The following is a 24,112-nucleotide window of genomic DNA, read 5'->3' as shown; positions in this document are numbered from 1 at the left end:
AATTAGGGGCTGAAATTCAACCATGTGGATTCCTTCTAAACTGACCCGGCCGGGACGGCTGCATAACGCCATTGTTCGTCCGCGGGTTCTCGAGCTGCTACAGCAGGCACCTTGCTATAAACTGGTGCTATTCCGCTCCCCAGCGGGGTACGGTAAGACCACCATGGCAGCCCAGTGGCTGTCGGACAAACCGAATGTCGGCTGGTATAGCATCGACGAAAGCGACAACGACCCGTTCCGCTTTATGAATTACATGCTGCAGGCACTGAACAAAGCCACCCACTTTTCCTGCCCGAATGCGCAGAAACTGGCGGAGAAACGCCAGTTCTCTTCGCCGCACTCTCTGTTTGGCGAAGTGTTCAGTGAAATGTCGGACTTTCATCAGGAGTGCTATCTGGTACTGGATGATTATCATCTGATTGCCGACGACGATATCCATGAAGCCATGCGCTTTTTCCTCAAGCACATGCCGGATAATCTGACGCTGGTGGTCACCAGTCGAGCAGCGCCTCCCTTAGGCACCGCCAATTTGCGTGTCCGCGATCTGATGATCGAGATCGGTCATGAATTGCTGGCATTTGACACCGAAGAAACCACCCGCTTTTTCAATCAACGGGTCAGTGATGGGATTGACGATACCACCGCCGACAACCTGCGCTCTTATGTGGAGGGCTGGCCGTCTGCGTTGCAGTTGATCGCATTACAAGCGCAGCATCAAAAGCGTACCTTGATCCAGTCGATGGAATCCGTTTCCCAGTTCAATAATGCGCATCTGTGGGACTACTTGGTCGAAGAGGTGTTTGATCTGCTGGATCTGGAAACCCGTCAGTTTCTGATGCAGTGTTCGGTACTGGACAACTTTAACGATGCGCTGGTCTGTGCCCTGACCGGACGCGATGACGCCCTGAGTATGATTGAATCGCTCAACCGTTTCGGTCTCTTCATTCACCCGCTGGAAGGTGAACAGAACTGGTACCGCTTCCACAATCTGTTTGGCGAATTTCTCGCTCACGAACGCATGGCGCGCATGCCACAAAAAGAGCTGGAGCTGCATAAAGCCGCTGCCAGCGCCTGGTTGGCACAAAATGCGCCCCATCAAGCGTTGCGTCACGCTCAGAAAGCCGACAACTCACAGCTGGTGGCCGATATTGTCACCCAGTACGGTTGGCAGATGTTCAATGGTGGTGAACTGCGAACGCTGGAAGCGGCGATAGAGTCCCTGACCCCGGAGCAGCTCTACAGTGAACCGAAACTGTGTATGTTGCAGGCCTGGCTGGCACAAAGTCAGCACCGCTACAATGATGTCGGTGATCTGTTGCGCAAAGCCGATGAACAGATGCGCGCGTTTAACGTGGTACTCAGTACCAAAGAGCAAGGGGAGTTCAACGCGTTGCGGGCTCAGGTTGCCATCAACCAGAACGAACCGGAAAACGCACTTGAGCTGGCTGAACTGGCGCTCAGTCAGCTGGACAATACCATCTACCGCAGCCGCATTGTCGCCACCTCTGTAGTTGGCGAGGTGAATCACGTGCTCGGGCAGCTCAGCCGCGCCCTGCCAATGATGCAACAAACCGAAAAACTGGCGCGTCAGTATCAGGTCTACCACCAGGCGCTGTGGGCCATGCTGCAGCAAAGCGAAATTCTGATCGCGCAAGGTTACGTTCAGGCCGCGTATGAGGTGCAAGACAACGCCTTTAAACTGATTGAAGAGCAACACTTACAACAGGTTCCACTGCACGAATTCCTGCTGCGCATCCGCGCTCAAATTCTGTGGTGCTGGAACCGTCTGGATGAAGCTGAAGAGTGCGCTTACAAAGGTCTGGATGTGCTTGGCAATCACGACCCCAGCAAACACCTGCACAGTTATTCGATGCTGGCGCGTATCGCCATTGGCCGCGGTGAACTCGACAAAGCCGCAAAATTCATCGATCAGATTGTCCACCTGATGAAGCAATCCACCTACCACGTGGACTGGACCGCCAACGCCTCTCTGTCGCTTATCTTGTTCTGGCAGGCACGCGGGGATCTTGATGCCATCCAGCAGTGGCTGGCCACCACCAGCCGGCCACAAAAAGCCTGCAACCACTTCACCCAACTGCAATGGCGCAATATTGCCCGCGCCTACATCAATCTCGGTGAATTTGCTAAGGCGGAAGAAACACTGGCCTTTTTGCAGCAGGAAGCGCAGGAATATCAGTTGGTGACAGACATCAACCGCAACCTGATCGTTGAAGCCGTCATGGCAAGTACCCGTGGCGATGAAGACACAGCGCGCTGCAAGCTGAAAGAAGCACTGGAGATGACCAACCAGACCGGCATTCTCGGTAATTTCCTCGTCGACGGTGCCAAAATTGGTCATCTGCTTGAACGCCTTACCAGCCGCGCCGAACTCGGCGATCTCGAACGTCACCGCGCTCAGCAGTTGATGAAAGACATCTCCACCACTCAGCGCAGCCGCTCTGTGCATTTCGATGAGGAGTTTGTTGAAAAGCTGGTCAACCATCCGAATATTCCGGAACTGGTGCGCACCAGCCCGCTGACGCAGCGAGAGTGGCAGGTACTCGGTCTGATCTACTCCGGTTTCAGTAATGAGCAGATTGCGCAGGAGCTGGATGTGGCCGGAACGACAATCAAAACCCACATCCGTAACCTGTACCAGAAGCTCAATATCGCCAACCGGAAAGAGGCGATCCGCACCGCAGAAAATCTGTTGCAATTGATGGGCTTTTGACGTGCAACATCCCTACCCTTAAAGCAAAAAAGCCAGCCATTACGCTGGCTTTTTGCTCTCGTGGTAACTTAACGCACAGCCGGTAAACTGGTCGCCTGCATGTGAATTTCCGCCTCCCAGGAAGGTTCCTGGCGCCACTGCTTCACCACACCACGGTTCGTCATCCACACCGTCGCCTTGTCCGTTGCATCAGCGAACACGGTTTCACTGTACACCTTACACGCTTCAAACGTGCCGGCAGCCACGGTGACACGCTCGCTACCCAGATATTTCTCACCATAGGTAAAGCGGCGTGATGTCAGTTGCTCAACCGGCGTCTCTTCCACCGCGTCCAGGATCTGGCCAAGTGTCACCGTCGCAAACTGACCGTATGAGGTCGTCACGCCCAGTTTGACCTGCTCTTTTCCGGTTGGTGCTGGCAAGACCACTTTAACGCTGCCCCACCGCTCGATTTGCACCGGATCGTGTCCATTCAGACCATAGAAAAAGTCCGCGTCCTGATACTGCTCTTCAGTAAACACGTGGCTCCCTTTGGCATCATAGCCGGTGACCACGGTTTGGGTCAGACCAGCCTGACCCAATGCGGCAGGCAAGCCCGTCACGTTGCTGTCGGTCAACCAGGAAAACTGGCTGCCAGCATGCTCAAAACGATAAACAAAATCCGTCATCGCGCCGTCATTCTGCCACGGTACTGAGCGCTGTACGGCGTACACCTGCCGATCACCGATCTGAGCCGTATATCCGGCATCTGGCAATCCATCAAGACACGCCTGTAATGTCATCGGCTGTGCGTAATTGTCGAGAAGAAAACGCATCCCTTCACGGTCAAACACGTACTCCTCTCCGCCGCTGTTCGCCTGTACAAAATGTGTAACCCGCACGAAACCATCGACCACAGACAGGTAGGCTTTATTGTCGGCAGAGTTAAAGTTACTCCAAGTGGTCTGAGCAGCGAGTGAAACCGGCAGTGTCACTTCTCGCAGAGTAACCCCATTGACACGAATATCTTGCCAGGTGCCGGTGGCGTCGTAGCGCGCATACGGCGTGCTCCAGTCCCAAGGCATGGAGTAGTACACCACTTGGCCGTCACTCAACAGTTGGGCATACACTCCTCCGGTTGCCACACCGCCCATCGGGATCAGATCGGCATTCGCAAACGTGCCAGCGCGGTTACTCTCATCTTGTGAGGCCGTGGCGGCCAACGTGGTCAGCCAGGTATCCTGGCCATCTTTAAAGGCACTGAGCCCATTACACATACCGTTGAGTTCAGCCATTCGCGCTTCATCACACCAACGGCCTTTATTAAACGAGTAAAAGCCGTGACTCGCGTTGCTGCTGGTGAGTTGGTACGCTTTCATGTTATCCGGGAACGTCAGTGTTGTGGGCAACACATCCGCCCAGACACCGTTACCGCCCTCTCTTTGCAACAGGGTACGCACATTCACGCCACCGACATTCAACTGCTTGGCGGTGATAATTTCATTCAGAACCGAACTGCCCTTCACCAGTTCCAGTGCATTATCGTCCAGCACTCGAACCTGGACAGCCGTGTCGTCCTCGGCGCTCCAGCCTTGATCTGTCAGTACCATCTGTCCGCGATCGCCTTTCGGCTCCGCGGGTACAAATTGCCCACGGGCATAATCAAAAACCTGTTTAGCGTCTTCCACCTCGCCATCGCGGCTCAGCGACAGCTTACCATACTGTACAGAGCGGGCCTCATGATCGGCAGTTTCGCCGTCCAGCCAATACAGGCCACCAGACGAGAGCAGCTTCGCAAGATCCGCGCTAACGGCTTGCTTGTCAGCCTGATGCGCTTTGATCTTTTCCACCAAGTTCGAGCGATCCAACCCAATATGATCACGGTTGATGCCGGAGGCGATCGTGTGCGCCGCAAACTGATCACCCGCCGTCGCAATTTCACTCACCACCGTGGTCAGTACCCGGCTGACTTCTTCGTTGATCAATGACGCCAGCGCCTTCGCACTGATGCCTTCCCCTGCCGCGACTTGCGCCAGCCCCTCGTGGTTTTCCACCATTATCGAAGCCGTAACCTGCGCCACGCGATGTAGCGTCTCATAGTCCGCTTGCTGTTCAGCAGTCAGCTCCGCTGACGCCTTGGCCGCAATGTAATCACGGCCAAGATCCAGACTCAGTCCCAGCGTTTCCTGAACGCTTGCCGTGGCCTGCTCCAGAGAGCGCCCGTTTTCAATCTCATGCTGGACTAACGTGGTGAGCGGGCTGACAAACGTCGCTCCCGGCGGAGCACTCAGGGTGTAACTCTGACTCAGCACCACATCCGGGTTGTCGGTGTCTATGGTTTGTCCAGCCACCACTTCAATCAGTACAACCCCTTGCTCAAGCTGTGTCTGCGTCAGAGCATCGAGAGAAAACTCGCCGCCGTCTCCGGTGACGGCGGCAGGCTCACCGTCATCACAAACTTTGTTGTTATTGATATCCAGACACGCGTTGGCACCCACTAAATACCCGTCTGCGGCTTTGGCACTGAGCGAGTACGTTGCGCTCTGCCCACCGTCCGTATTTCCTGCTTCGGAGCCACTACTGTCACTACCACATGCCGCTAACCCAAGAGCAATCGCCACCGCCAAAAGTGAACGTTGAGAATTCATCCTGTTTCTCCATAATTAATCATCGATGAACATTCTTTCTGTGAGGCGTGCATTCAGACAAACCACTCAACGCCGTGAGTGAGTTGCATTTTTTTTGAGTGCACCTCACAAAAATATCAAATCTCGTCAACGTTCAAATAACGGTAAATGTGGCTTTCGCGAGCCAGTCGTCCTCGATTCAAATCAGTTTGCGTGTCATATCTAATAAATTGATATTAATGATAAAAACAACAAAAACGATGTGTTTTTAATATGCAATAACAACCGTGAATTCCACACGGTGGCAGAAGGGGAGCCAAACAAGAGGTTTATCACATCGCTTTAACGCTGAGGGCATTAACGCAAACCGTCAGACGGACCAGGAAGGGAGGCAGGAAAGTAGAGAGCGATGCCAATTTGCCCGAACGACACATGCACGTCCGGGCCGTATTTACACTGTAAACATGGGGAGAGTGATCAGAATTTTTTCGGAGCAAAGCCCGTCATCACATCCAAACGCAGCTGTTTGCCCATTTTGGTCATGGGATGAACAATCACCAAACCTTTGACCGATTTTTTCAACTTACCTAGGTCAGCCTGTTCTTCTTTGGTAATTTCACGAGAGAATGGCATATCCAGCAAAGACTTACGTTCTTTGTTCATGTTGTAGTCTTGCTTACCCTTGAGCGAATTGATTTTCTTGGCCAGTTGGTCCACTTCATCGGTAAACTTGGTAATCATCTCCTGATCGCCACGAGCCTTTGCGCTGTCCAGTTTACGTTTAGCCGTATCCAGACGATTGTGATGGTGTTGAATATCGTTTTTCAGACTCATGATCTCTTGTCTCTGTCAGAAAATGAAAGGGCGCCGAGTTTATCAGACCCGGCGCCCAAATTATAGCGGACTAACTCAAATCAGCCAGCGCACGTTCCAGCAGCGACCAGTCACTCTGGCACAAGTACGGACGCAGCGCGTCAAACTTTTCCGGCGACCAATCGTAGATCCCCAGCGCCAACAGTTTCTCAAGCACTTCCGGTTCAAACCGGTAGCGCAAAGGTTTCGCCGGATTTCCGCCGACAATCGCATAGGGCTCGACGTGTTTGGCCACCACACTGTTGGCCGCTATCACCGCGCCTTCGCCAATGGTCACGCCAGGCATGATCATCGCTCGCATACCAATCCACACGCCATCCCCGATGATCGTGTCGCCTTTGCCCTGATAAGAACGTTCTATATCGTCGAGAAACGGATACAGACAGAACCACTCGCTGCGATGGTTATGATTCCCGCCCATCAGGATCACACTTTCCGCGGCAATGCAGACGTAATCACCAATGTAGAGCTGATCGACCGGCCATTTCGGCTGCCAGTCTCGGCTGACTTCATCCCCAAACAGGTAGCGAACCACAGAGCGCTCGAAACCCTGGTCCCAGCAATCGCTGTAGTAGCTGTGGGTGCCTTTGATATGAATGTTCGGATTTTGCACCACCTGGTGCAACAATTGAATTTTTGACCAATGTTTTTGTGTCATGACAATTCCTTCAAGTTTCAGATCACTGTCACGGAACGATTTTCGTGACATTACTCAGACGTTCGGCAGAGTAATGTTTACTGCACGCGTGGTTGCTTCAATAACGGGTTCATTGCCAACTTTCCGGATCCACTTCGCGCTACAGAATAGCGCAAACCACCTCAATTGTGTCACACTATTTGTCCAATCCATTGTTGTGGTTTTCAGCGGATGCACACGGCGCCCTTTTTCCTTTTATCTTCATTGGCACTGACCTCTACAGCGCAGGCCGGACCAAAACTGATCATCGATTATCTGCCGCCGTTGAAAGAGCACGAGCAGGCGTTAAAAACGGATATTCAACGCAGCGGCATTAACCAAATTGTTGTGGAGCTGTCTGAACGCTACTTCCGTTTTCAGGATCCGCTGACCATAGTGTATGGCAGCAGCGAGGGGCCGTTGTACGATCCACAACAGCATGTTATTCATGTCCCGTATCGCTTCTATCAGGACTCACTCGACTATTTCAGCAACAATGACTACGAAAAACGCTATGGTCGTTCGGCGCGCCAGGGGGCTCAGGACACGCTGCTGCATACTCTGCTGCACGAAGTCGGCCACGCGTTCATTGCTGAAAACGACATTCCGGTTCTGGGTAAAGAAGAAGACGCGGTTGACAATTTTGCGACCCTGATGATGATCAATTACGTCAGTGAGGGGCAAGACATGGCGATCAGCGCCGCCGATATGTTCGCCTTTGAGTCCGAGTTTCGTCCCGACTATTACGATTTTGGCGAATACATTGACGAACACAGCTTTGATCTGCAACGCTACTTCTCGACCCTATGTCTGGTGTACGGCAGTGATCCGAGTGGTTACCAACACTTACTCGATGAAGTGGAAAATGATTATTTGCAGGATCGGAAAGATTTCTGCATTTATCAATTCGAGCGGGTGAATCGGAATTGGCATCACTATTTGTCTTCTGCGCGATCGCCCGAGCAGAAATAACGTATAAATGACCAACGGAGGCGCATCCATGACTGAACTGATCCTGTTTTACGATGGGCACTGCCCGTTGTGTGTGAGCGAAATGCAGCGATTGACGCGCAACGATCAGCACCAGCGCCTGCTGCTGGTCGACATTCACACGCCGGATTTCGCCAACTACCCACATATTGACGCTCAATCGGCGTCTGACATTCTGCATGGCGTCACCGCTGACGGCACATTGCTACTGGGACTGGACGCGATGCACCGCGCCTGGCAGTTGGTCGGAAAAGGCGGGTGGTATGCCCCGCTACGCTGGCGGTGGTTGCGACCTCTGGCGGACTGGGCGTACCTTAAGTTCGCTGCCAACCGCTATCCCCTCTCTCGTTGGCTGACCGGACGCGCACGTTGTCAGCAAGGTCAGTGCAAAAAACAGCTCTGACCATCAACAAATAGTTACAAAACTATCATTATTCACATTTTTGCCATCAAAGTGTCGCTAATATTGATCAGGCCTATATGTATCGACCAGCAGATGGCTCCAATCACTGACACGTAGAAACCTAATTACATAACACCTTTGTGGATGTGTAGTGAGACAGGCTATTGTCGCGACCGCGCTGCTGAGTCGATGCGGATTATTACTTTCAGAGGAAGTCGCTATGAGTCTGACCATTCGCAAACGCTTGTACGTGCTGTCGATCGTGCCCCTGCTTATCATCGCACTCGGCATGATGAGCTTTACCTACATCAAAACCACCGAGCTGAACCAACAGCAAACCGAACAAACCCGCTTGAACATGATGGAAATGAAAAAAGCGGAGCTGAACAATTATGTGCAAATGGCGAAATCCGCCGTCACGCCGTTACTTAACCGCGGTGCCTCTTTACAAGAAGCCCTGCCCATTTTACGCGAACTGGAATTTGGCAGCAGCGGCTATATCTTCGGTTACGACTCCAAAGGCACACGTATTCTGGTGGGTAAAAACGACAACGGCATTGGTGAAAATTTCTATGATCTGCAGGATAAGCAAGGCAACTACCTGATCCAGGATCTGCTGAAAAATGCCAAAATCGGCAAGTACACCACCTACTACTTTCCCAAACCTGGTCAGACAGAAGCCCTGCCGAAACTCAGTTATTCCATCTATATCCCTCAGTGGGACCTGATGCTGGGTACCGGCTTTTATACTGATGACATTGACGCCATCATCACCGACATGGAGCAAGCCGCAGAACAAGCGCTGACCGAAACGCTGGCCGCAATAGCCTTATTCAGTATTGTGATTGCGGCAGCCGTCGGGGTGTTTGCAGTGATGATCAACCGCAGCATCATGAAGCCGCTTGAACTGTTTGATCGCTCAATCAGTTCATTTGCCAGTGGCGAGGCTGACCTGACCGCGCGCATGGAAAACTTCAATGCCCCGGAATTCTCACGTCTGAGCGGCAATTTCAACCAGTTCGTACATAGCCTGCAGAACATCATCCGCAGCGTCAGCGATGTTGGTCAGCAAGTCGTCAGTGAAACCAACAGCATGACACACCGCGCCGCTCAAGTTGATGAACTGGCGTCTGGTCAACGCGAAGAAACCGAGCAAGTCGCGACCGCGATGACAGAGATGACCACCACGGCTCAGGAAATCTCCAACAATGCCAGCCAAGCCGCTCAGTCGGCCCGAGAGGCCGACGACAGTGCCAAAGATGCGCAAAGCATCGTCAATGCTGCGGCTAGCTCCGTCGAGGCACTGGCACAGGAAGTCTCAGAGGCAAGCAGCGTCATCTCACGCTTGGAGGGCGACGTCCAGAATATCGCTTCCTCTTTGGAAGTCATTCAGGATATTGCCGAGCAAACGAACCTGCTGGCGCTCAATGCCGCCATCGAAGCCGCGCGAGCTGGCGAACAGGGCCGTGGCTTTGCGGTGGTCGCCGACGAAGTCCGTAAACTGGCCAGCCGCACACAAGACAGCACCGGTGAAATTCACGATATGATCGAGCGACTCAAAGCAGCCTCAGACGACGCAGTGAAAGCGATGGATTCGAGCCAGGCGCGCGGTGCCAGTACGGTATCCGAAGCGCACGCCGCCGCAGAAGCGCTGGTCAAAATTCAGGAGTCAATCGGAACCATTATGGACATGAACTCGCTGATTGCGACGGCCACCGAAGAACAGAGTTTGGTGGGTCAGGAGATCTCTCAGCGCATTGTGGTGATTTCCGAGCAGAGCAGTCAGTCTGCGGAACTGGCCAACGACAATCGTCAGGGCAGCCAAACACTGAATCAACGTGCCAACGAGCTCTACGGTTTGGTGGCGCGATTTACTGTTTAACCTCTGAATTTACAGTGTAAAAAATGCGCCGGCCCCATGCAGCAAGTTTTGCCGGCTAGCATGCAGACGCTTGAAAAGACACAGACAAAAAAGGCTTCGCAGTGCGAAGCCTTTATTTATTAAGCACAGAGCTTACAGTTCAGCGTTGTGATACACCTGCTGAACGTCATCACAGTCATCCAGAAGATCGAGGAATTTCTGGAATTTCTCTGCGTCTTCACCGCTGACGGGTGTGTGGTTTTGCGGCACGAACGTGATCTCTTCTACATCCAGAGTCACATCCGGGAATTCAGCGTTCAGCGCTGTTTTCGCTTTGAAGAATTCGGTGTGTGGTGCAAACACCGTGATCACGCCATCTTCCAGCTCAATGTCGGCAACATCAACGTCGGCCATCATCAGAGCTTCCAGAATCGCTTCTTCATCGTCACCTTTAAACTGGAAAACCGCCTGGTGATCGAACATGTGAGCAGTAGTACCCGGTGAGCCAATTTTCGCCCCAGTCTTCACAAAGCATTGACGAACATCCTGGAAAGTACGGTTGCCGTTGTCGGTCAAGCAGTCAACAATCACGCTCGCGCCGCCCGGAGCAAATCCTTCGTAACGCGCTGGCTGGTAGTCTTCGCCGCCGCCGCCGGTCGCTTTGTCAATCGCTTTATCGATTACGTGTGCTGGTACCTGGTCTTTTTTCGCTTTTGTGATCAGGTGCTTAAGTGACAAGTTCATGTCTGGGTCTGCACCGCCATTCTTCGCGCACATGTAAATTTCTTTACCGTATTTGGAATAAACTTTAATTTTTGCGCCTTGGGTTTTCGCCATAGAGGCTTTGCGCACTTCAAAACTTCTTCCCATCGGGATGTTCTCTCTTCTCAATTTAACGCGGGGATTTTAGCAAAAAGCAGAACCTTTTCAATTCTGCCTCGTTGAATAACCAACGCCGCGGAATCTGGAAAAATAAATGACGTTCCATCGGGAACCAGCAATAACTTTTCCGGATCAGGCCACGCCCATTATCTGTTTGTATTTCGCGACGGACTCTTCAAACCAGATTTTTTCCTGTTCATCACGAATTTTTCTCAGCTGTTCAGTGATCTCTTCCGGACCACCTTTAGCTTCACGCAGTTTCCACACCAGAAAAGACGCCTGCTTATCCAGCTCAATGCGGTTCTTTTCCTCGGGTGGCAGTAGGGAAAGGTTCATCGACATGATTTTATCCGACTCTGTGTGACAACTGGGCACGCAATATAGCACAGCGTCATCATATTTTAAGTGGTTTTGTCGGCAAAATAACAAGGGTGGCCGTTAGCCACCCCTGGTTCAACCGGATTCAGCGTTTCTCCATCAGTGCAGTATGCCCAACTCTTTGGCTTCTTCAATCGTCAGGCCGCTTTCGCGGATCTCACGTAATGCCTCAATACGGCGGCGAGCTTCTGCTGATTTCACGCTTTTTACGGGTTTATGTGTTTCTACTTCTTCCGTGAAGTCCCACTTTGTTGCAATGTTGGTCATATCATCATGGTCAATTGAATTAATGGACATAAATACCTCCGAACAAACCATGTAAGGGACGCCTAATCTGTAGCAAAGCGGCAATTTGTTGTTAAGCACAATCGCGTCAATCTGTGACTACGGTAATGATTCCGACAGCGCATTTATATTTGCCTCATTTAACCTTTGCTCCCGGTCAGTAGTCGCAGTACATTTAAGGAATTACGCCGTCGAAATGGAGTCTGATCCAGCTCTCATTTCACTCCCCCCCCTTTCTGCTTCTTTTAGACTGGTGAACATCACGTTCGTAATATTACGGCGCTGAATGGTTGCCGTTTTTTCCCCACTTGATCAGACAGCCCCCTCAGATCATGGTTACCTCTGAAAGCATGATCAAGAGATTCTTATCCCCCCCCCCCCATACTTGCGTGTTCTGCCAAAGCGCTAGATTGCTCCATCACTCCCGTAATGACGGTCACACCACGGATCCATTGTGCCAGTTGAAAGGGACAGAGAGGTTGGATCATATGACTTCGGAACAATGATCAAGGAACGAGGCGTGATCGTTGTTACGAATAAACTCAGCACGGATGTTCACGTAAGCATGATCAAGGAGTAACCAGGACAGAAAGTTCAGTGAGGCTTGACAGATGATAAGTGCGGCGGGACAAATTACAGGCAAAAAAAAGCGAGTTCTAACGAACTCGCAAACATATTCAGAATGAATGTAACAATATGAGCCAATCTATTAATTCATCAGAAAGGACAAAAGGTTGTCTATTCGTGGTTAACTATAGTCAGCTCCGGCATTGATAATGTCATCGTTATGTCAGGGGAATGTAGTAGGTTTGTTCAATCGGTGATTCTGCTTCAAACCGTTGCCGATACCCTGTCCACACTTTACACCGCGACTTCATCCAATGCCCGAAACACCATTTCATCCAGGTGCCCGTCGTACACTTGTTTGCACACTTTGCGTCTTACCGCCAGACCCGCAATCAGGCGTTCAATCGACAGATGTTTGTTCTCACTCTGGCCATTGTACAGCTCGACCATCTTACTCAGCGTTTCGTAAGGAATAACATTGTCATCGACACGTAGCCAATCCAGCTTCTCTATAAGCTCACAACACTCGTCTTTAATCGAATTAGGGGTATGACCGGTCATTGCCGCTAAGGCCGTTATACTGCGTTCCAGAGCTTCTGGAGAGGTATACTTGGATAACGTGATGGTGATCTCATCGGCATTAATTTCCACCAGATGCTTGCGCAACTTAACCCGACGTCCCAATTTGCCTTTTGGTGAGGGCGCTTTACGTTGGATCGGTTCAAACTCGCCATCAATGATCTGAGACAGCTCATCAAGCTTCTGTTTTGACACCATCTCATTGCGCAGCGGGTTAGGCAGCGTCGGCGCCATATTACGCTTACCCGCATTGGTGGTGCGAGCGCGTGAGTAACGCAGCACTTCTTCCACATCGCACTTAATGTCCACCTGGTAGTCGACGATCTTCTCTTTTTCGATCATCGTGGTGATCGTCAGATGGTAGCCCCATAAGTTGACCACGAAAAGATCCTCACTCCCCTTCCCTTCCGACAACTTTTTCAGCTCGCGGATCAGATCCATCGAGAAGCGGCGCCATTCAATATTGCGAGCCAGTTTCTGATTGAGTTCGCTCAGCAGCATCACGTCCGTATGACGGCGCACCATACGACTACGGAAATACGAATAAAGTTGGAAGACCAGTGTGTGCTGCTTCAGAATTTCCGGTGGAAATAGGAAAAAGTAGTCACGCGTCAGCAGCTCTTCATAAAACGAAGGTTCCCAGACCAGAATGTAAAGGTTCGGTTTAATGCGAATTTCGCCGTCAGCGCCCTCTGTAGGGGCTTCTTCCGATGCGGTAATGGTCCGGGCCAAAAAACGAAAACGATCGCTCTTAAAGCCTTCTGGCATGTTTTCGCTTAGCCAGCGACCGGTCAGTTCATGCAACTGAAAATCGGTGTATTCAATGCGCTCGATACTGTCACGGATAGAATCGCGTGCTGGTCCGCTGTCTTTTTTACCACGCAACGACAAAATATCCGTGATGTACAACGGCGTTTTGTTGGGAACCTGTCTGGCATCAAGCTGATAGCCTTCCTGATGATGATCATGATACTGAACGGTTAGCGTAAACAAAGCGAACAGCGTCATCAGATCGTCCACCGTCATGATGTTTTTCGACGATCGTGTTTCGATCACCGCGCGAGTTCCAGAGATCGACACCATGGATTTCTGGTAGTGTTTTCGCGTTCTCGGTGGGGCCAGCGCCTGATCAATGATCCCGGCCCAATTGGTAGGAGAAACGACGAACTGATCCGCTTCATCTTTCATGGCCGGTGGCGTATATAAACCGTGTTCGTTCAGCAGCCGTTTGTTGACCTGAGTTTGAGCCAGCGCTTTGGAGCGTTTTTTCTTCTCTGTCTGTTTCACTGATTCTGTTACCAGGCTGGTGGCGCCAAGTGCGGAGATCAACTGGTTCGGGTTCACAAAGCGATGCAACATGGTTTTGCCCGCCAGACCTTCTTCAAACTTCACCGGGATTTGCGTAAACAAGCCCACACCAACAGCAGCACGCAAACGTTGTTGAATCGCAGCGCGAGTTAGTTGGCCATCGGTTGCATCAATCAGTTCGGTGGTAGAAACCAAACCATCCTGGCTACGAAATCCACGCAATGAGATCAAATTTAACAGTTCGACGATACTTTTTGTTACGCCTTTGAAATGTTGGTATTGCTCGATCCAGTCAACGGCGGTTTCTGACACTTCAAACAGGTGACCGTCTTTATGGCTGCGAGGCGCCTTGATCAATACTTTCTCTTGCGAACTCATTCTAATTAGATCCGTGTCACATTGGCCGTAATATCGCTATAGTTCTGGAAGAATAAAGAAAAAAAGATCATAAATAAAGAAAAAATTATGGCTCTTAAATAACTGATCTATTTGTTTATTCTGATCTATATTGATTATGTGATCTAATGATCTGACGCTCTGGTTGCTTATAACGTTATGTTTTTTATAAAGAAAAAAATAGCTTCGTCAGAAGCATGATCAACGTAGTCCAGAAAGCATGATCATTAACTGTTTGAAAGCATGATCAAAATCGTTCTGAAACATGATCATCAGCATCTCGTAATCATGATCAACGTATTTCCCGAAACATGATCATCGCATTGTCACATGTTATCCACAAGCTCTGATGGATTCTCTTTTCTTTGTGACATGATTCTGGTTTAACTCAAGCGTATCGCGCTGAAACGATGATCAAGGAAGATGCAATATTGATGAAAAAAACAACGAATTTATCCAGCCGGACAATTGAACCGACAAAGTTCGTTAGAAGCTGTGTGGACAAGCACTTGAGGGTTAGTCACGAAAGCATGATCAAGTGGCATTGCGATGAAAGTCAGTTGACCGAATGTATTTTGATTAACAGCATATTTCGCATTGAATTTCTCTTCAGCCCCGTGTCTATCTGCATTGTTCCGTAATCTAGCTTTAAAAAACCATGCTTCCGAACAGACCTCTCTCTTGATCATTGATCCTGAAAACGATCATTGGATCTTCATGGCGGTGAGGCATGATGATCGCGGTGTGGATGCTTGATCATGTTTCCTTCTGCCCCATATAACGCCGAAAGCATGATCATCAGAGATTACTTGATCATGCTTCCAGATTGGTTCACCTATGTTTATCAATTCACGCTTCAATGACAATTCGGGTTTGAATCGCAAGAAGTATAAGACATTCTCTAGATTGAGAAATCAAAATGACACTGCCCGTAAAATTGCAAGGCATAATAATCGTTCCGAAGAGAAAATTGATGTATTAGCTTTACATTGTAAATAGGTGACATTGTAACATTTTTAATGTGTGACCATTTGCGAAGGAAACCACAAGAAAAAATCGTCGCATTTTTGAGAGTATTTGCCACATGATCCATTAATTCGCTAACAAATTTTCGATTTAATGTGCTTTGTATGTATAAGTGTATGTTCACCTTTTTATTGTGTTAGTGTTATTTTGCTGTACAATCGAACTTAGTCACTAACAACGGAATTTGGTCATGAGAAGAGAACAAACGATCGAGAATCTGAATCAGCTTGCTGAACAGACGGCTCAGGTCCAGGCGGACCGTATCGAGATTGTATTAGAAGAACGTCGCGATGAGCATTTCCCACCAATGTCAAAAGCATTGATGGAAACTCGCTCAGGTTTGACTCGACGTAAACTGGACGATGCGATCAGTAAGATGGAAGAGGCCGGACATCAGTTTACTAAGAATAATGCCAACCACTATTCGATTTCACTGGCAGAAGCTCACATGTTAATGGATGCTGCTGGTGTACCCAAATTCCATGAACGTAAGAAAAATCAAAGTAATAAACCGTGGATTATTAATGTGCAGAACCAGAAAGGGGGCACTGGGAAGTCCATGTCGGCAGTGCATTTGGCGGCTTGTCTGGCACTGAATCTTGATAAACGTTACCGCATTTGCTTGATTGACCTTGATCCACAAGGGTCACTGCGTTTGTTCCTCAACCCGCAGATCAGTATTTCTGATCATGATAGCATTTACTCCGCGGTTGATGTCATGCTCGGTAACGTGCCGGATGGGGTCGAAATCGACAACGAGTTTCTGAATAAAAATGTGTTGATGCCGACACAGTACCCGAATCTGAAAACCGTGTCTGCGTTCCCGGAAGATGCCATGTTTAACGCCGAGGCATGGCAATACCTGTCGACAAATCAATCGTTAGACATCGTTAAGCTGCTGAAAGAAACTCTGATTGATAAAATTGCTGACGATTTTGATGTCATCATGATCGATACCGGCCCACACGTGGATCCGCTGGTGTGGAATGCGATGTATGCGTCGAACGCATTGTTGATTCCCTGCGCGGCAAAACGCCTTGACTGGGCGTCGACCGTCAACTTCTTCCAGCACCTGCCAACGGTGTACGAGATGTTCCCCGAAGATTGGAAAGGGCTGGAGTTTGTTCGTTTGATGCCGACGATGTTTGAAGACGACAACAAAAAACAGGTATCAGTTTTGACCGAAATGAACTATCTGCTGGGCGATCAGGTGATGATGGCGACCATCCCGCGGAGCCGGGCATTCGAAACCTGCGCCGATACCTACAGCACGGTGTTTGATCTGACCACAGGTGATTTCGAAGGTGGTAAAAAGACGCTGGCGACCGCGCAGGATGCGGTACAGAAAAGCTCTCTGGAGCTGGAACGTGTACTTCACAGTCATTGGCCATCATTAAATCAGGGGTAAGTAGACTATGGCGATTAAAACATCTGATCTGAACGCAAAGCTGTTTGGCAAAGCGAACAAGCGTCGTGCAACTACGCCTCAGGAGGCGCAGACTGCGGCCAAAGAACAGGCGCAGGTGATTGAACTGGCGGTGGCCGGTGAAGAGATGGTGGCGTTTGAGCTGGTGCGTATTCCGGCCTCTGAAGTTGAGCAACAGACCGCTGTATTCGCGGAGAATGCCCGCGAACAGGCATTCCTCAATGAGCATGCGCTATCGGATGTCCTGAGCACACTGCGTGAACGAGGCCAGCAATATCCGGCCGTCGGACGTCGTACTCAAGATGGCAAAATTGAAGTGTTGGATGGTAGCCGCCGCCGCAAATCGTGTATTTTGTCGGGACAGGAGTTCCTGATTTATGTAGCGGAAGGCATCAATACTGAGCACGCCAAGTTTTTGTCTGATGTCGCCAACGCGCACAAACCACTGTCTTTGTACGAGAAGGGCAAAGAGATGCAGCTCAAGCTCGATAGTGGTGAAGCAGAAGATCAGAAAGCATTAGCGAAGATGTTTCAGTGCAGTGAAGCGCTGGTGAGCGGCGCGCTTAAAGCGGCGTCTTTGCCGCTTGAACTCCTGCAGGCTTACCCGAGCGTGGCAGAGCTGGGGCGCCCCACCATTGTGAAGCTGCACAAACAGTTCAATGAACTCAGCAGTGACAACCAGCAAAAACTGTTGGATAAATGCCAGTCAAAAGAGGGATTCGTTTGGCAACGCAGCCAGGCGCAAGGCGTGGCACGTCTGACCAAAGAAGTGACCGAAACCATTGAAGAGTGGATCGCGTCTCTGGCACCGGCCAAGCGTACGGTCAGTCCGAAAGTGGAGCTGGTAAAAGGGCGTGCCAGTTACAGCCGTAAGGGGGCGAATCTGTCACTCAACCTGAAAAAAGTCGACGATAAAACCATGCAAGACATTCTCGATTTTGTTGCGGGTAAGCTCAGCTAATCCAATCCATTTTGCTAAAAGCCGCTCAGTGCGGCTTTTTTTGTGCCTTATGCTACTATGACGCCAACGAATCCGTAGCTGCGACTTACAGTATGTTCTCCACAACGCAATTCTTCACTCAACTTGCTCATCGTCTTCATCCGGGTCTGTTTCGCTGCGGCATTGTGGCGGCAGGCGATACCCTATGGCAGCAACAGTGTGTGACTGCCGCTCTGACCGCGCTGGCTCCTTCACAAGTTTTTCAGCTCGGTGGCCACCAAACGCACGGCGCTCCAAACCAACATGTCACGTTCAAACAAGGACAGCAACTACTGGGTCAGGAGTGTGAGCTACTGATCTGTGATATGTCGAGTGGCTTTGATGCCAACAGCTTTAGTGCGGCATTGGGAGCGCTGAAGGGCGGCGGCGTGTTGATTGTGCTGCCAGAATCGAACGGTGAGCAAGATGACGGTGCGCGCTGGCTCGAGCTTGGGTTACGACGTCTGACCTGGTTAATTCAGGGACAGGCACTGCCCGCGTTACCCGAATTTCCGTCCACTCATGAAGGGGAGGCGCGCTACGCGCAGCAACAAGATGCGATCGGAAGCATTATCAAGGTCGTCGAGGGGCACCGCAAGCGGCCTTTGGTGCTTACCGCCGATCGCGGGCGGGGTAAAAGCAGTGCTCTTGGTTTAGCAGCAGCACAGCTAATGCAAGCCCGGCCACGGCACATCGTGGTTACGGCCCCTCGTTTGGCCAACGTCTCTCCAGTGTTTGACCATGCTGCACGCCAGTTGCCTGATGTGCAGAAATCTAAAACGGCATTGACGTATCAGGGGGCAACACTCACGTTTGTGGCGCCGGACGAGTTGTTACGCCAGCCGATCGAGTGTGATTTGTTGTTGGTTGATGAAGCATCAGCAATTCCGCTCCCGATGCTAAAGCGAATGGTACAGCAATACCATCGGCTGGCATTTTCGACCACTATTCATGGGTACGAAGGGTGTGGGCGTGGCTTCACACTCAAATTTCAGCATTGGCTACGTACCGAGCGGCCGGGAGCGCGCTTTATTCAACTGGATCAGCCTATCCGCTGGGGACAGGACGATCCGTTGGAATTGTGGCTGTATCAAACTTTCTTGCTTGATTGTGAGCTGACACCGCTTCAAACTCCCATTACGTTGCTTCCACCACTCATCGAATTGAGTAAAGCGCATTTGCTGGCGACACCTGGATTGGTCCGTCAGTGTTTTGCTTTGCTGGTCAACGCCCATTACCAAACATCCCCGAATGACTTGTTTCATCTGCTGTCAGATTCCGCGACGCGTTTGTTTGCGTTGTTGGATGGCGATGTCTGCCTTGGTTGCCTTTTAGTGGTGGAAGAGGGCGGGTTGGATGAGGAGTTAATCGGGCACATTCAGCGTGGCACGCGCCGCCCGAAAGGGCATCTGACGCCGGTCACTTTGGCCAATCAACTGGGCTGTGCGGAGGCCGCAACCGAGCGCAGCGTGCGTATCATGCGCATTGCAGTCCACCCAGACGGTCAACGTCAGGGATGGGGAACGGCGATGCTCAGGCAGTTGGATGCCTTGCTCGACATTTCGTATTTGTCGACCAGTTTCGGTGCCACCAGCGATCTGATTCAGTTTTGGCAAAGCAATGACTTTGTACCGCTTAAGTTAGGCAGCCAACGCGATCAGGCGAGTGGTTGTCACTCTTTGCTGATGGTCAAGGGCCAATCCGAGTGGATCATCAAAGCGCGTCCGCGGTTTGAACACAATCTGGTTTACCAACTGAGCGACAGCCTCAAGGATATTGAACCTGACAATGTGCGTAGTTTATTGCCGCTTTCTCACCGTTCCGTGATGTCACAAGGGCTGAGCCCATTAATCGAGTTTTACCTTGAAGGTGGAAGCAGCTTCGACAGTGTTGCCCCGATGATCCGCGACTGCATACTCACAGCAACGCCTGCGCGGTTGGAGAACGTGTCAGATTTGATGGTGCGAAAAATAGTGCAGCAATGGAGCTGGCAGGCTTGTGCCATTGAGTTTTCGATGGCAGGGCGTAAACAGGTTGAAGCGCAGCTGCGACACGATTTACGTCAATTTACACTGTAAACCTGTCTTGAATGGCTCTGCCGTTTACACTGTAAATTGGCAGAGCGTCTGTCCTCCGATTCATCTTGGTGTCCGTTTGGGCCAATCTATTTGATAAAACTAGTGATCTGGCTCGTCAATCTCATACTAAAGTAGCCTTCTCAGTTTTGATACTGAGCGTTTCGTTCTACACTAAATTGTAATCGTACCTTCTTGCGTGTCTGTCACACTGAGAGTGAACGCACATCAGTGCCTGATACGTAAGGTCGATTTACACTGTAAACGAGCCAATAAAGGATTATTTGTCGAACCTCGATGTGGGTGGTAATGCTCACCAGGTTGTTCATAGGTTGTGGTATGTGGAATTCCTTTCTTCAATTGTCTGAAGACAAAACGCAAGTGATTGCAAAACTTCCGCCCGACATCCAAATCGATCGCAGTTTTGACCGTTCAGGTTTGGACGAAGAACTGAAGCGAGTTGGTGCCGAGGGTTACTTTCTGTTGGAAGAAGAAATTAACCGCTTCATCAATTATTCGCGCGAGATGAAAGGTGAGGCGTATTCCGGATTGGTCATCGGTGGGGTTCGTGATGCCAGCGTTCAGGTGGTGCTATCCGATAACGACATGATTGCGACCATGGTCGTCACGGGAGCGTACGGTGGTAAGCCATTGAATGGCGTCGGCTTGGTTCAGGCTTTGGCTCAGGCGCATGTGACGAAAGGTATCAATAAGCTGGCGCTGAAAAAAGTGTTGATGGTCAGTGCGACACTTAAGCCGGGTGAGGACTTTTCTCAGGCGGTGGCACAAGGAAAGCCGCCAATACAAGGCAAAGATGTGCAGTTTGTGCCATTGGTGGAAGACGTCAGTAAACAAGTCTTGGCGCCCAAGCAGGATGAGCAGAATGATAAAATCGACATGCTCAATCTGGGGGAAACCATCACCGTTGATGAGAATCAGCCGCTGATGCGACGTAAACCGGCGACCAAAGGTGAGCCGGGCGTCACGGTTCAGGGCAAGTTGATTCCACCCAAGCCGGGGAAAGATCAGGCGCTGTCGGCATCGAAAGGCTCACATATTTCGCCTACGGATCCCAATCTGCTGTTGGCCAGTGTTTCCGGGATGCCGATTATTCGTAATAAAACCGTCGAAGTGGAAAATGCTTTGTGTCTGGCCAATATTGGCGTCGCGACCGGTCACGTGAAGTTTAAGGGCAATGTGATTGTTAACGGTGACATTGAGTCCGATATGGTTGTCCGGGCAACTGGCAGCGTTACGGTGGGCGGATTTATTGAATCGGCCGATGTCCAGGCGAAAGGCGACATTATTGTCGCCAAGGGGATCATCGGCCATACCGACACCGATGGCGAACGCAAAAGTTGTGTCGTTAAATCCGGTGCCAATATTAAAGCCAACTATGCGCAGTATGCCGAATTGCAGGCGGCGGAGGATATTGAACTGGTGGTGCACAGTTTGAGCAATCATCTGCGCTGCGGTGGCAATCTAACGGTATCAGACAAAACTGGGAAACAAGGCACGCTCAGTGGCGGCACCAGCCAGGTCGGGGGGAAAATCAGTTGTATCAACCTTGGTGTAGAGGGGGATACCGCAACTTATGTCGAAGCGTTTGCCCGTTTTAATGCCTACAAAGACAAGATCGCTCGTTACCGCGAAATGTACCGTCAGGTTCAGGAAGAAACCATGACCTTGGTGCGAAAGGAACTGGAGCTGAAAAAGCGGCCAAAAGCCGAGCGCAGTGACGAAGAGATCCAGCAGATGGAGCAGATGAAAGAAGCGGCCAATGCAAAGTTGGAAAAAACCAAAACGGCGATCGATGTGCTGGAAGATGAGTTTAATCGTGCGTTGGAAGAAAATTTCATTGAAGTAAAAAGTAAGGTCTACACCCATGTCACGGTGCAGTACGGGGAAGAAAAGGTCATTACTAAGCGTACGCACGGCGCGAGTCGTTTCTCGTTTAATCAATATGAGATCAAATGCTCTTCGTTGTTTGATGAGGACGCAATAGAAGAGGGCATCTGAACATGCGGAGCTTCGGCTCCGCTTTATGTTGGCCGTGCTATTTGAGGATCAGGCGAATGTCCGATGAAATGTCGTCGATCAGTTTTCGCGCCGACTCGTCTCGTTGTTGCACCAGTGTGATAAACAGCAGGTCGGTGATCACGTTTTGCGCCGTTCGTGATGCTATTGACGAACTGCGGTGTTGTGATTCGTCGGCAACCGTATCAAAGACCAAATCAGCCATGGCTCTGAGTTTGTTTTTGCGTGTTGACGTCAGCGCGATCACTCGGGCCCCTTTTTGCTTGGCCGCGTCGGCCGCCACCAGCATTTCTTTACGGTCACCAGAAAAAGAAATCACGATCTGAACATCCTGTTCGGTCAACGTCCTGGCGGTGGCAATTTGTACGTGACTGTCTTGCTCACTCAGAGCGGTAATTCCGAGTTTAAGCAGTTTGTACGACAAATCCTTTGCCGTCAGGGCAGAGCCGCCAATTCCCAATACCTGAACCCGGCTGGCCTGGTCAATCCAGCTTACCGCTTCATAACACGCCTCAAGCGACAAGGCATTGGTGGTTTGAAACATGGCATCGGTTTTGGCCTGCACCAGTTTCTGAGCGATAACGGCCAGAGGGTCATCAAGCAGAATGTTGCTGTGCAAAGGGGTTGTCTGTAGTGCTTGTTTACGCGCCAGGTCTTCAGTTAATGCCAGCTTAAAATCACTGTAACCTCTAAACCCAAGCTTCTGGGTGAATTTGACGATGCTGGACTGACTGACCTCTGCCTGAGCGGCGAGTGCCTGACTGGTTAACAGCACCGCTTGGGCGGGGTGGGCGATGATCCAGTCGGCCACTTTCCTGCTGCTGTCAGACAGATGCGTGCGCCGTGCCACCAGAATATTAAGTACAGACACCGATTTCTCCTCAAAAAATCAAAATAATTTATTCCATGAATGTAATAACGACGACTCGAACTAACTGATTGATTCATTGCTTATGAACCTATGCCTATTGTCTCTCTTCGTCATCTGAAGCGCCAATTATTCCGTCATCGTACCGGTTAAAGAATAACTTTAACTGTGAGTACTATCACTAAATGTGAATATTTTATTCCATAGAATCGCGCTCATTCGTTAGGTAGTGAGAGTGCAAGATGAAGATAGATTTGACCGGTTTGGTCACCGAAAGCCGAAATAATGCCAGCGCGAAAATTGATACGCTGACGACATTTGAGATGCTCAGCGTGATCAATGCTGAAGACCAGAAAGTGGCGCTGGCAGTGAGAGCGGAACTGCAAAACATCACACTGGCGGTGGACGCAGTGACACACGCCTTTAGCTCTGGTGGGCGGCTTATCTATATGGGGGCGGGCACGTCCGGGCGTTTGGGTATTCTGGATGCCAGTGAGTGCCCTCCCACTTACGGTAGCGATCCGGGGCTTGTCGTAGGCCTGATCGCAGGGGGACAGCTGGCGATTCTGAAGGCGGTCGAGAATGCCGAAGATGATCGACGGTTGGGTCAACAGGATCTAGAGCAGTTAAACCTCAGTGAAAAGGATGTGGTGGTTGGTATCGCAGCCAGTGGGCGCACACCCTATGTTCTGGGCGGGCTGGAGTATGCACGCTCGGTGGGGGCGGTAACCGTCTCGGTGGCGTGCAACCCGGGTTGTACGATGGCATCGCTGGCTGATATCGCGATCACCCCGGTGGTTGGCGCAGAAGTGGTGACTGGCTCGTCTCGCATGAAAGCTGGAACGGCGCAAAAGCTGGTCCTGAATATGCTCACTACTGGTGCCATGATTCGCTGTGGCAAAGTGTTTGGCAATCTGATGGTGGATGTGGAAGCGACCAACGCTAAGCTGGTCCAGCGTCAGATCAATATCGTTGCCGAAGCCACTGGTGTGGATGCCGATACGGCGGAAGCGGCGCTCAATGAGTGTGGGCGTCACTGCAAGACCGCCATCGTGATGCTGCTGGCCGATGTGGATGCGGAGCAGGCTCGTTTGCGCCTGAGCGCCCATAACGGATTCATTCGTCCCGCACTCAACAACCCTCAATAACCCACAGTATTAACGCTC

The 24,112-nt window shown here is 50.8% G+C and carries 17 protein-coding genes; 9 read left to right on the top strand and 8 right to left on the bottom strand.

The window, feature by feature from the left end; translation table 11 throughout:
• Window positions 1-22: 22 nt before the first annotated feature.
• Window positions 23-2,731 (top strand): HTH-type transcriptional regulator MalT, encoded by a 2,709-nt coding sequence (malT, locus tag CAG64_RS08565; RefSeq protein WP_161488897.1) that lies wholly within the window; start codon window positions 23-25, stop codon window positions 2,729-2,731.
• Window positions 2,732-2,799: 68 nt separating this feature from the next.
• On the opposite strand, the gene CAG64_RS08560 is transcribed toward malT, so the two are convergent.
• The 3 genes from CAG64_RS08560 to CAG64_RS08550 form a co-directional block, all read right to left on the bottom strand.
• Complete coding sequence (locus tag CAG64_RS08560) at window positions 2,800-5,358, bottom strand: hypothetical protein (protein ID WP_161488896.1); 2,559 nt, start codon at window positions 5,356-5,358, stop codon at window positions 2,800-2,802.
• Window positions 5,359-5,814: 456 nt separating this feature from the next.
• A complete protein-coding gene (locus CAG64_RS08555; RefSeq protein ID WP_021706723.1) occupies window positions 5,815-6,171 on the bottom strand; it encodes a YibL family ribosome-associated protein in 357 nt (118 codons plus the stop codon).
• 70 nt (window positions 6,172-6,241) lie between these two features.
• Complete coding sequence (locus tag CAG64_RS08550; RefSeq protein WP_161488895.1) at window positions 6,242-6,868, bottom strand: CatB-related O-acetyltransferase; 627 nt, start codon at window positions 6,866-6,868, stop codon at window positions 6,242-6,244.
• Window positions 6,869-7,078: 210 nt separating this feature from the next.
• Here CAG64_RS08550 and CAG64_RS08545 point away from each other — a divergent pair, with 210 nt between their 5' ends.
• The 3 genes from CAG64_RS08545 (at window position 7,079) to CAG64_RS08535 (ending at window position 10,161) form a co-directional block, all read left to right on the top strand.
• Window positions 7,079-7,858, top strand: coding sequence for a DUF4344 domain-containing metallopeptidase (locus CAG64_RS08545; protein WP_161453574.1), 780 nt, complete (start codon window positions 7,079-7,081; stop codon window positions 7,856-7,858).
• Between the two features lie 28 nt (window positions 7,859-7,886).
• Window positions 7,887-8,279, top strand: coding sequence for a thiol-disulfide oxidoreductase DCC family protein (locus CAG64_RS08540; protein WP_161488894.1), 393 nt, complete (start codon window positions 7,887-7,889; stop codon window positions 8,277-8,279).
• Window positions 8,280-8,499: 220 nt separating this feature from the next.
• Window positions 8,500-10,161 (top strand): methyl-accepting chemotaxis protein, encoded by a 1,662-nt coding sequence (locus tag CAG64_RS08535; protein ID WP_161453576.1) that lies wholly within the window; start codon window positions 8,500-8,502, stop codon window positions 10,159-10,161.
• A gap of 132 nt (window positions 10,162-10,293) precedes the next feature.
• Here CAG64_RS08535 and CAG64_RS08530 read toward each other — a convergent pair whose 3' ends face one another.
• The 4 genes from CAG64_RS08530 to CAG64_RS08515 all read right to left on the bottom strand — a co-directional run bounded on the left by CAG64_RS08530 (window position 10,294) and on the right by CAG64_RS08515 (window position 14,517).
• The gene (locus CAG64_RS08530; RefSeq protein WP_161453577.1) at window positions 10,294-11,010 is read right to left on the bottom strand and encodes a YebC/PmpR family DNA-binding transcriptional regulator; all 717 of its coding nucleotides are present in this window, start codon (window positions 11,008-11,010) and stop codon (window positions 10,294-10,296) included.
• 144 nt (window positions 11,011-11,154) lie between these two features.
• On the bottom strand, window positions 11,155-11,364 hold the full coding sequence (locus CAG64_RS08525) for a DUF3283 family protein (protein WP_021706729.1): 210 nt from the start codon (window positions 11,362-11,364) through the stop codon (window positions 11,155-11,157).
• Between the two features lie 135 nt (window positions 11,365-11,499).
• Window positions 11,500-11,697: a PA3496 family putative envelope integrity protein gene (locus CAG64_RS08520; protein ID WP_161488893.1), complete on the bottom strand. Its 198-nt coding sequence runs from the start codon at window positions 11,695-11,697 to the stop codon at window positions 11,500-11,502.
• A gap of 849 nt (window positions 11,698-12,546) precedes the next feature.
• Window positions 12,547-14,517: a replication initiator protein RctB domain-containing protein gene (locus CAG64_RS08515; protein ID WP_161488892.1), complete on the bottom strand. Its 1,971-nt coding sequence runs from the start codon at window positions 14,515-14,517 to the stop codon at window positions 12,547-12,549.
• 1,234 nt (window positions 14,518-15,751) lie between these two features.
• Between CAG64_RS08515 and CAG64_RS08510 the strand changes: the two genes are divergently transcribed.
• The 4 genes from CAG64_RS08510 to CAG64_RS08495 all read left to right on the top strand — a co-directional run bounded on the left by CAG64_RS08510 (window position 15,752) and on the right by CAG64_RS08495 (window position 22,060).
• Window positions 15,752-16,969 carry an AAA family ATPase gene (locus tag CAG64_RS08510; protein WP_021706734.1) on the top strand — a complete coding sequence of 406 codons (1,218 nt, stop codon included), beginning with the start codon at window positions 15,752-15,754 and terminating at the stop codon, window positions 16,967-16,969.
• 7 nt (window positions 16,970-16,976) lie between these two features.
• Window positions 16,977-17,948, top strand: coding sequence for a ParB/RepB/Spo0J family partition protein (locus tag CAG64_RS08505; protein WP_161457347.1), 972 nt, complete (start codon window positions 16,977-16,979; stop codon window positions 17,946-17,948).
• A 92-nt stretch (window positions 17,949-18,040) separates the two neighbouring features.
• Window positions 18,041-20,044 carry a tRNA(Met) cytidine acetyltransferase TmcA gene (locus CAG64_RS08500; RefSeq protein WP_161457346.1) on the top strand — a complete coding sequence of 668 codons (2,004 nt, stop codon included), beginning with the start codon at window positions 18,041-18,043 and terminating at the stop codon, window positions 20,042-20,044.
• Window positions 20,045-20,380: 336 nt separating this feature from the next.
• Complete coding sequence (locus CAG64_RS08495; RefSeq protein ID WP_161457345.1) at window positions 20,381-22,060, top strand: DUF342 domain-containing protein; 1,680 nt, start codon at window positions 20,381-20,383, stop codon at window positions 22,058-22,060.
• Window positions 22,061-22,097: 37 nt separating this feature from the next.
• Here the strand turns inward: CAG64_RS08495 and CAG64_RS08490 are convergent, their stop codons facing one another.
• Complete coding sequence (locus CAG64_RS08490; protein WP_021706738.1) at window positions 22,098-22,949, bottom strand: SIS domain-containing protein; 852 nt, start codon at window positions 22,947-22,949, stop codon at window positions 22,098-22,100.
• A gap of 239 nt (window positions 22,950-23,188) precedes the next feature.
• Between CAG64_RS08490 and murQ the strand changes: the two genes are divergently transcribed.
• Window positions 23,189-24,094, top strand: a complete 906-nt coding sequence (gene murQ / locus CAG64_RS08485) for an N-acetylmuramic acid 6-phosphate etherase (protein WP_161453754.1) — start codon at window positions 23,189-23,191, stop codon at window positions 24,092-24,094.
• Window positions 24,095-24,112: the final 18 nt, after the last annotated feature.

Origin of the sequence: Vibrio sp. V38_P2S17PM301 (assembly GCF_009904845.1) — a bacterium.
In the GTDB taxonomy this organism is placed as follows: domain Bacteria; phylum Pseudomonadota; class Gammaproteobacteria; order Enterobacterales; family Vibrionaceae; genus Vibrio; species Vibrio proteolyticus.
The sequence above is the reverse complement of the archived record's forward strand: the minus strand, read 5'-3'. Positions and strand labels throughout refer to the sequence as shown.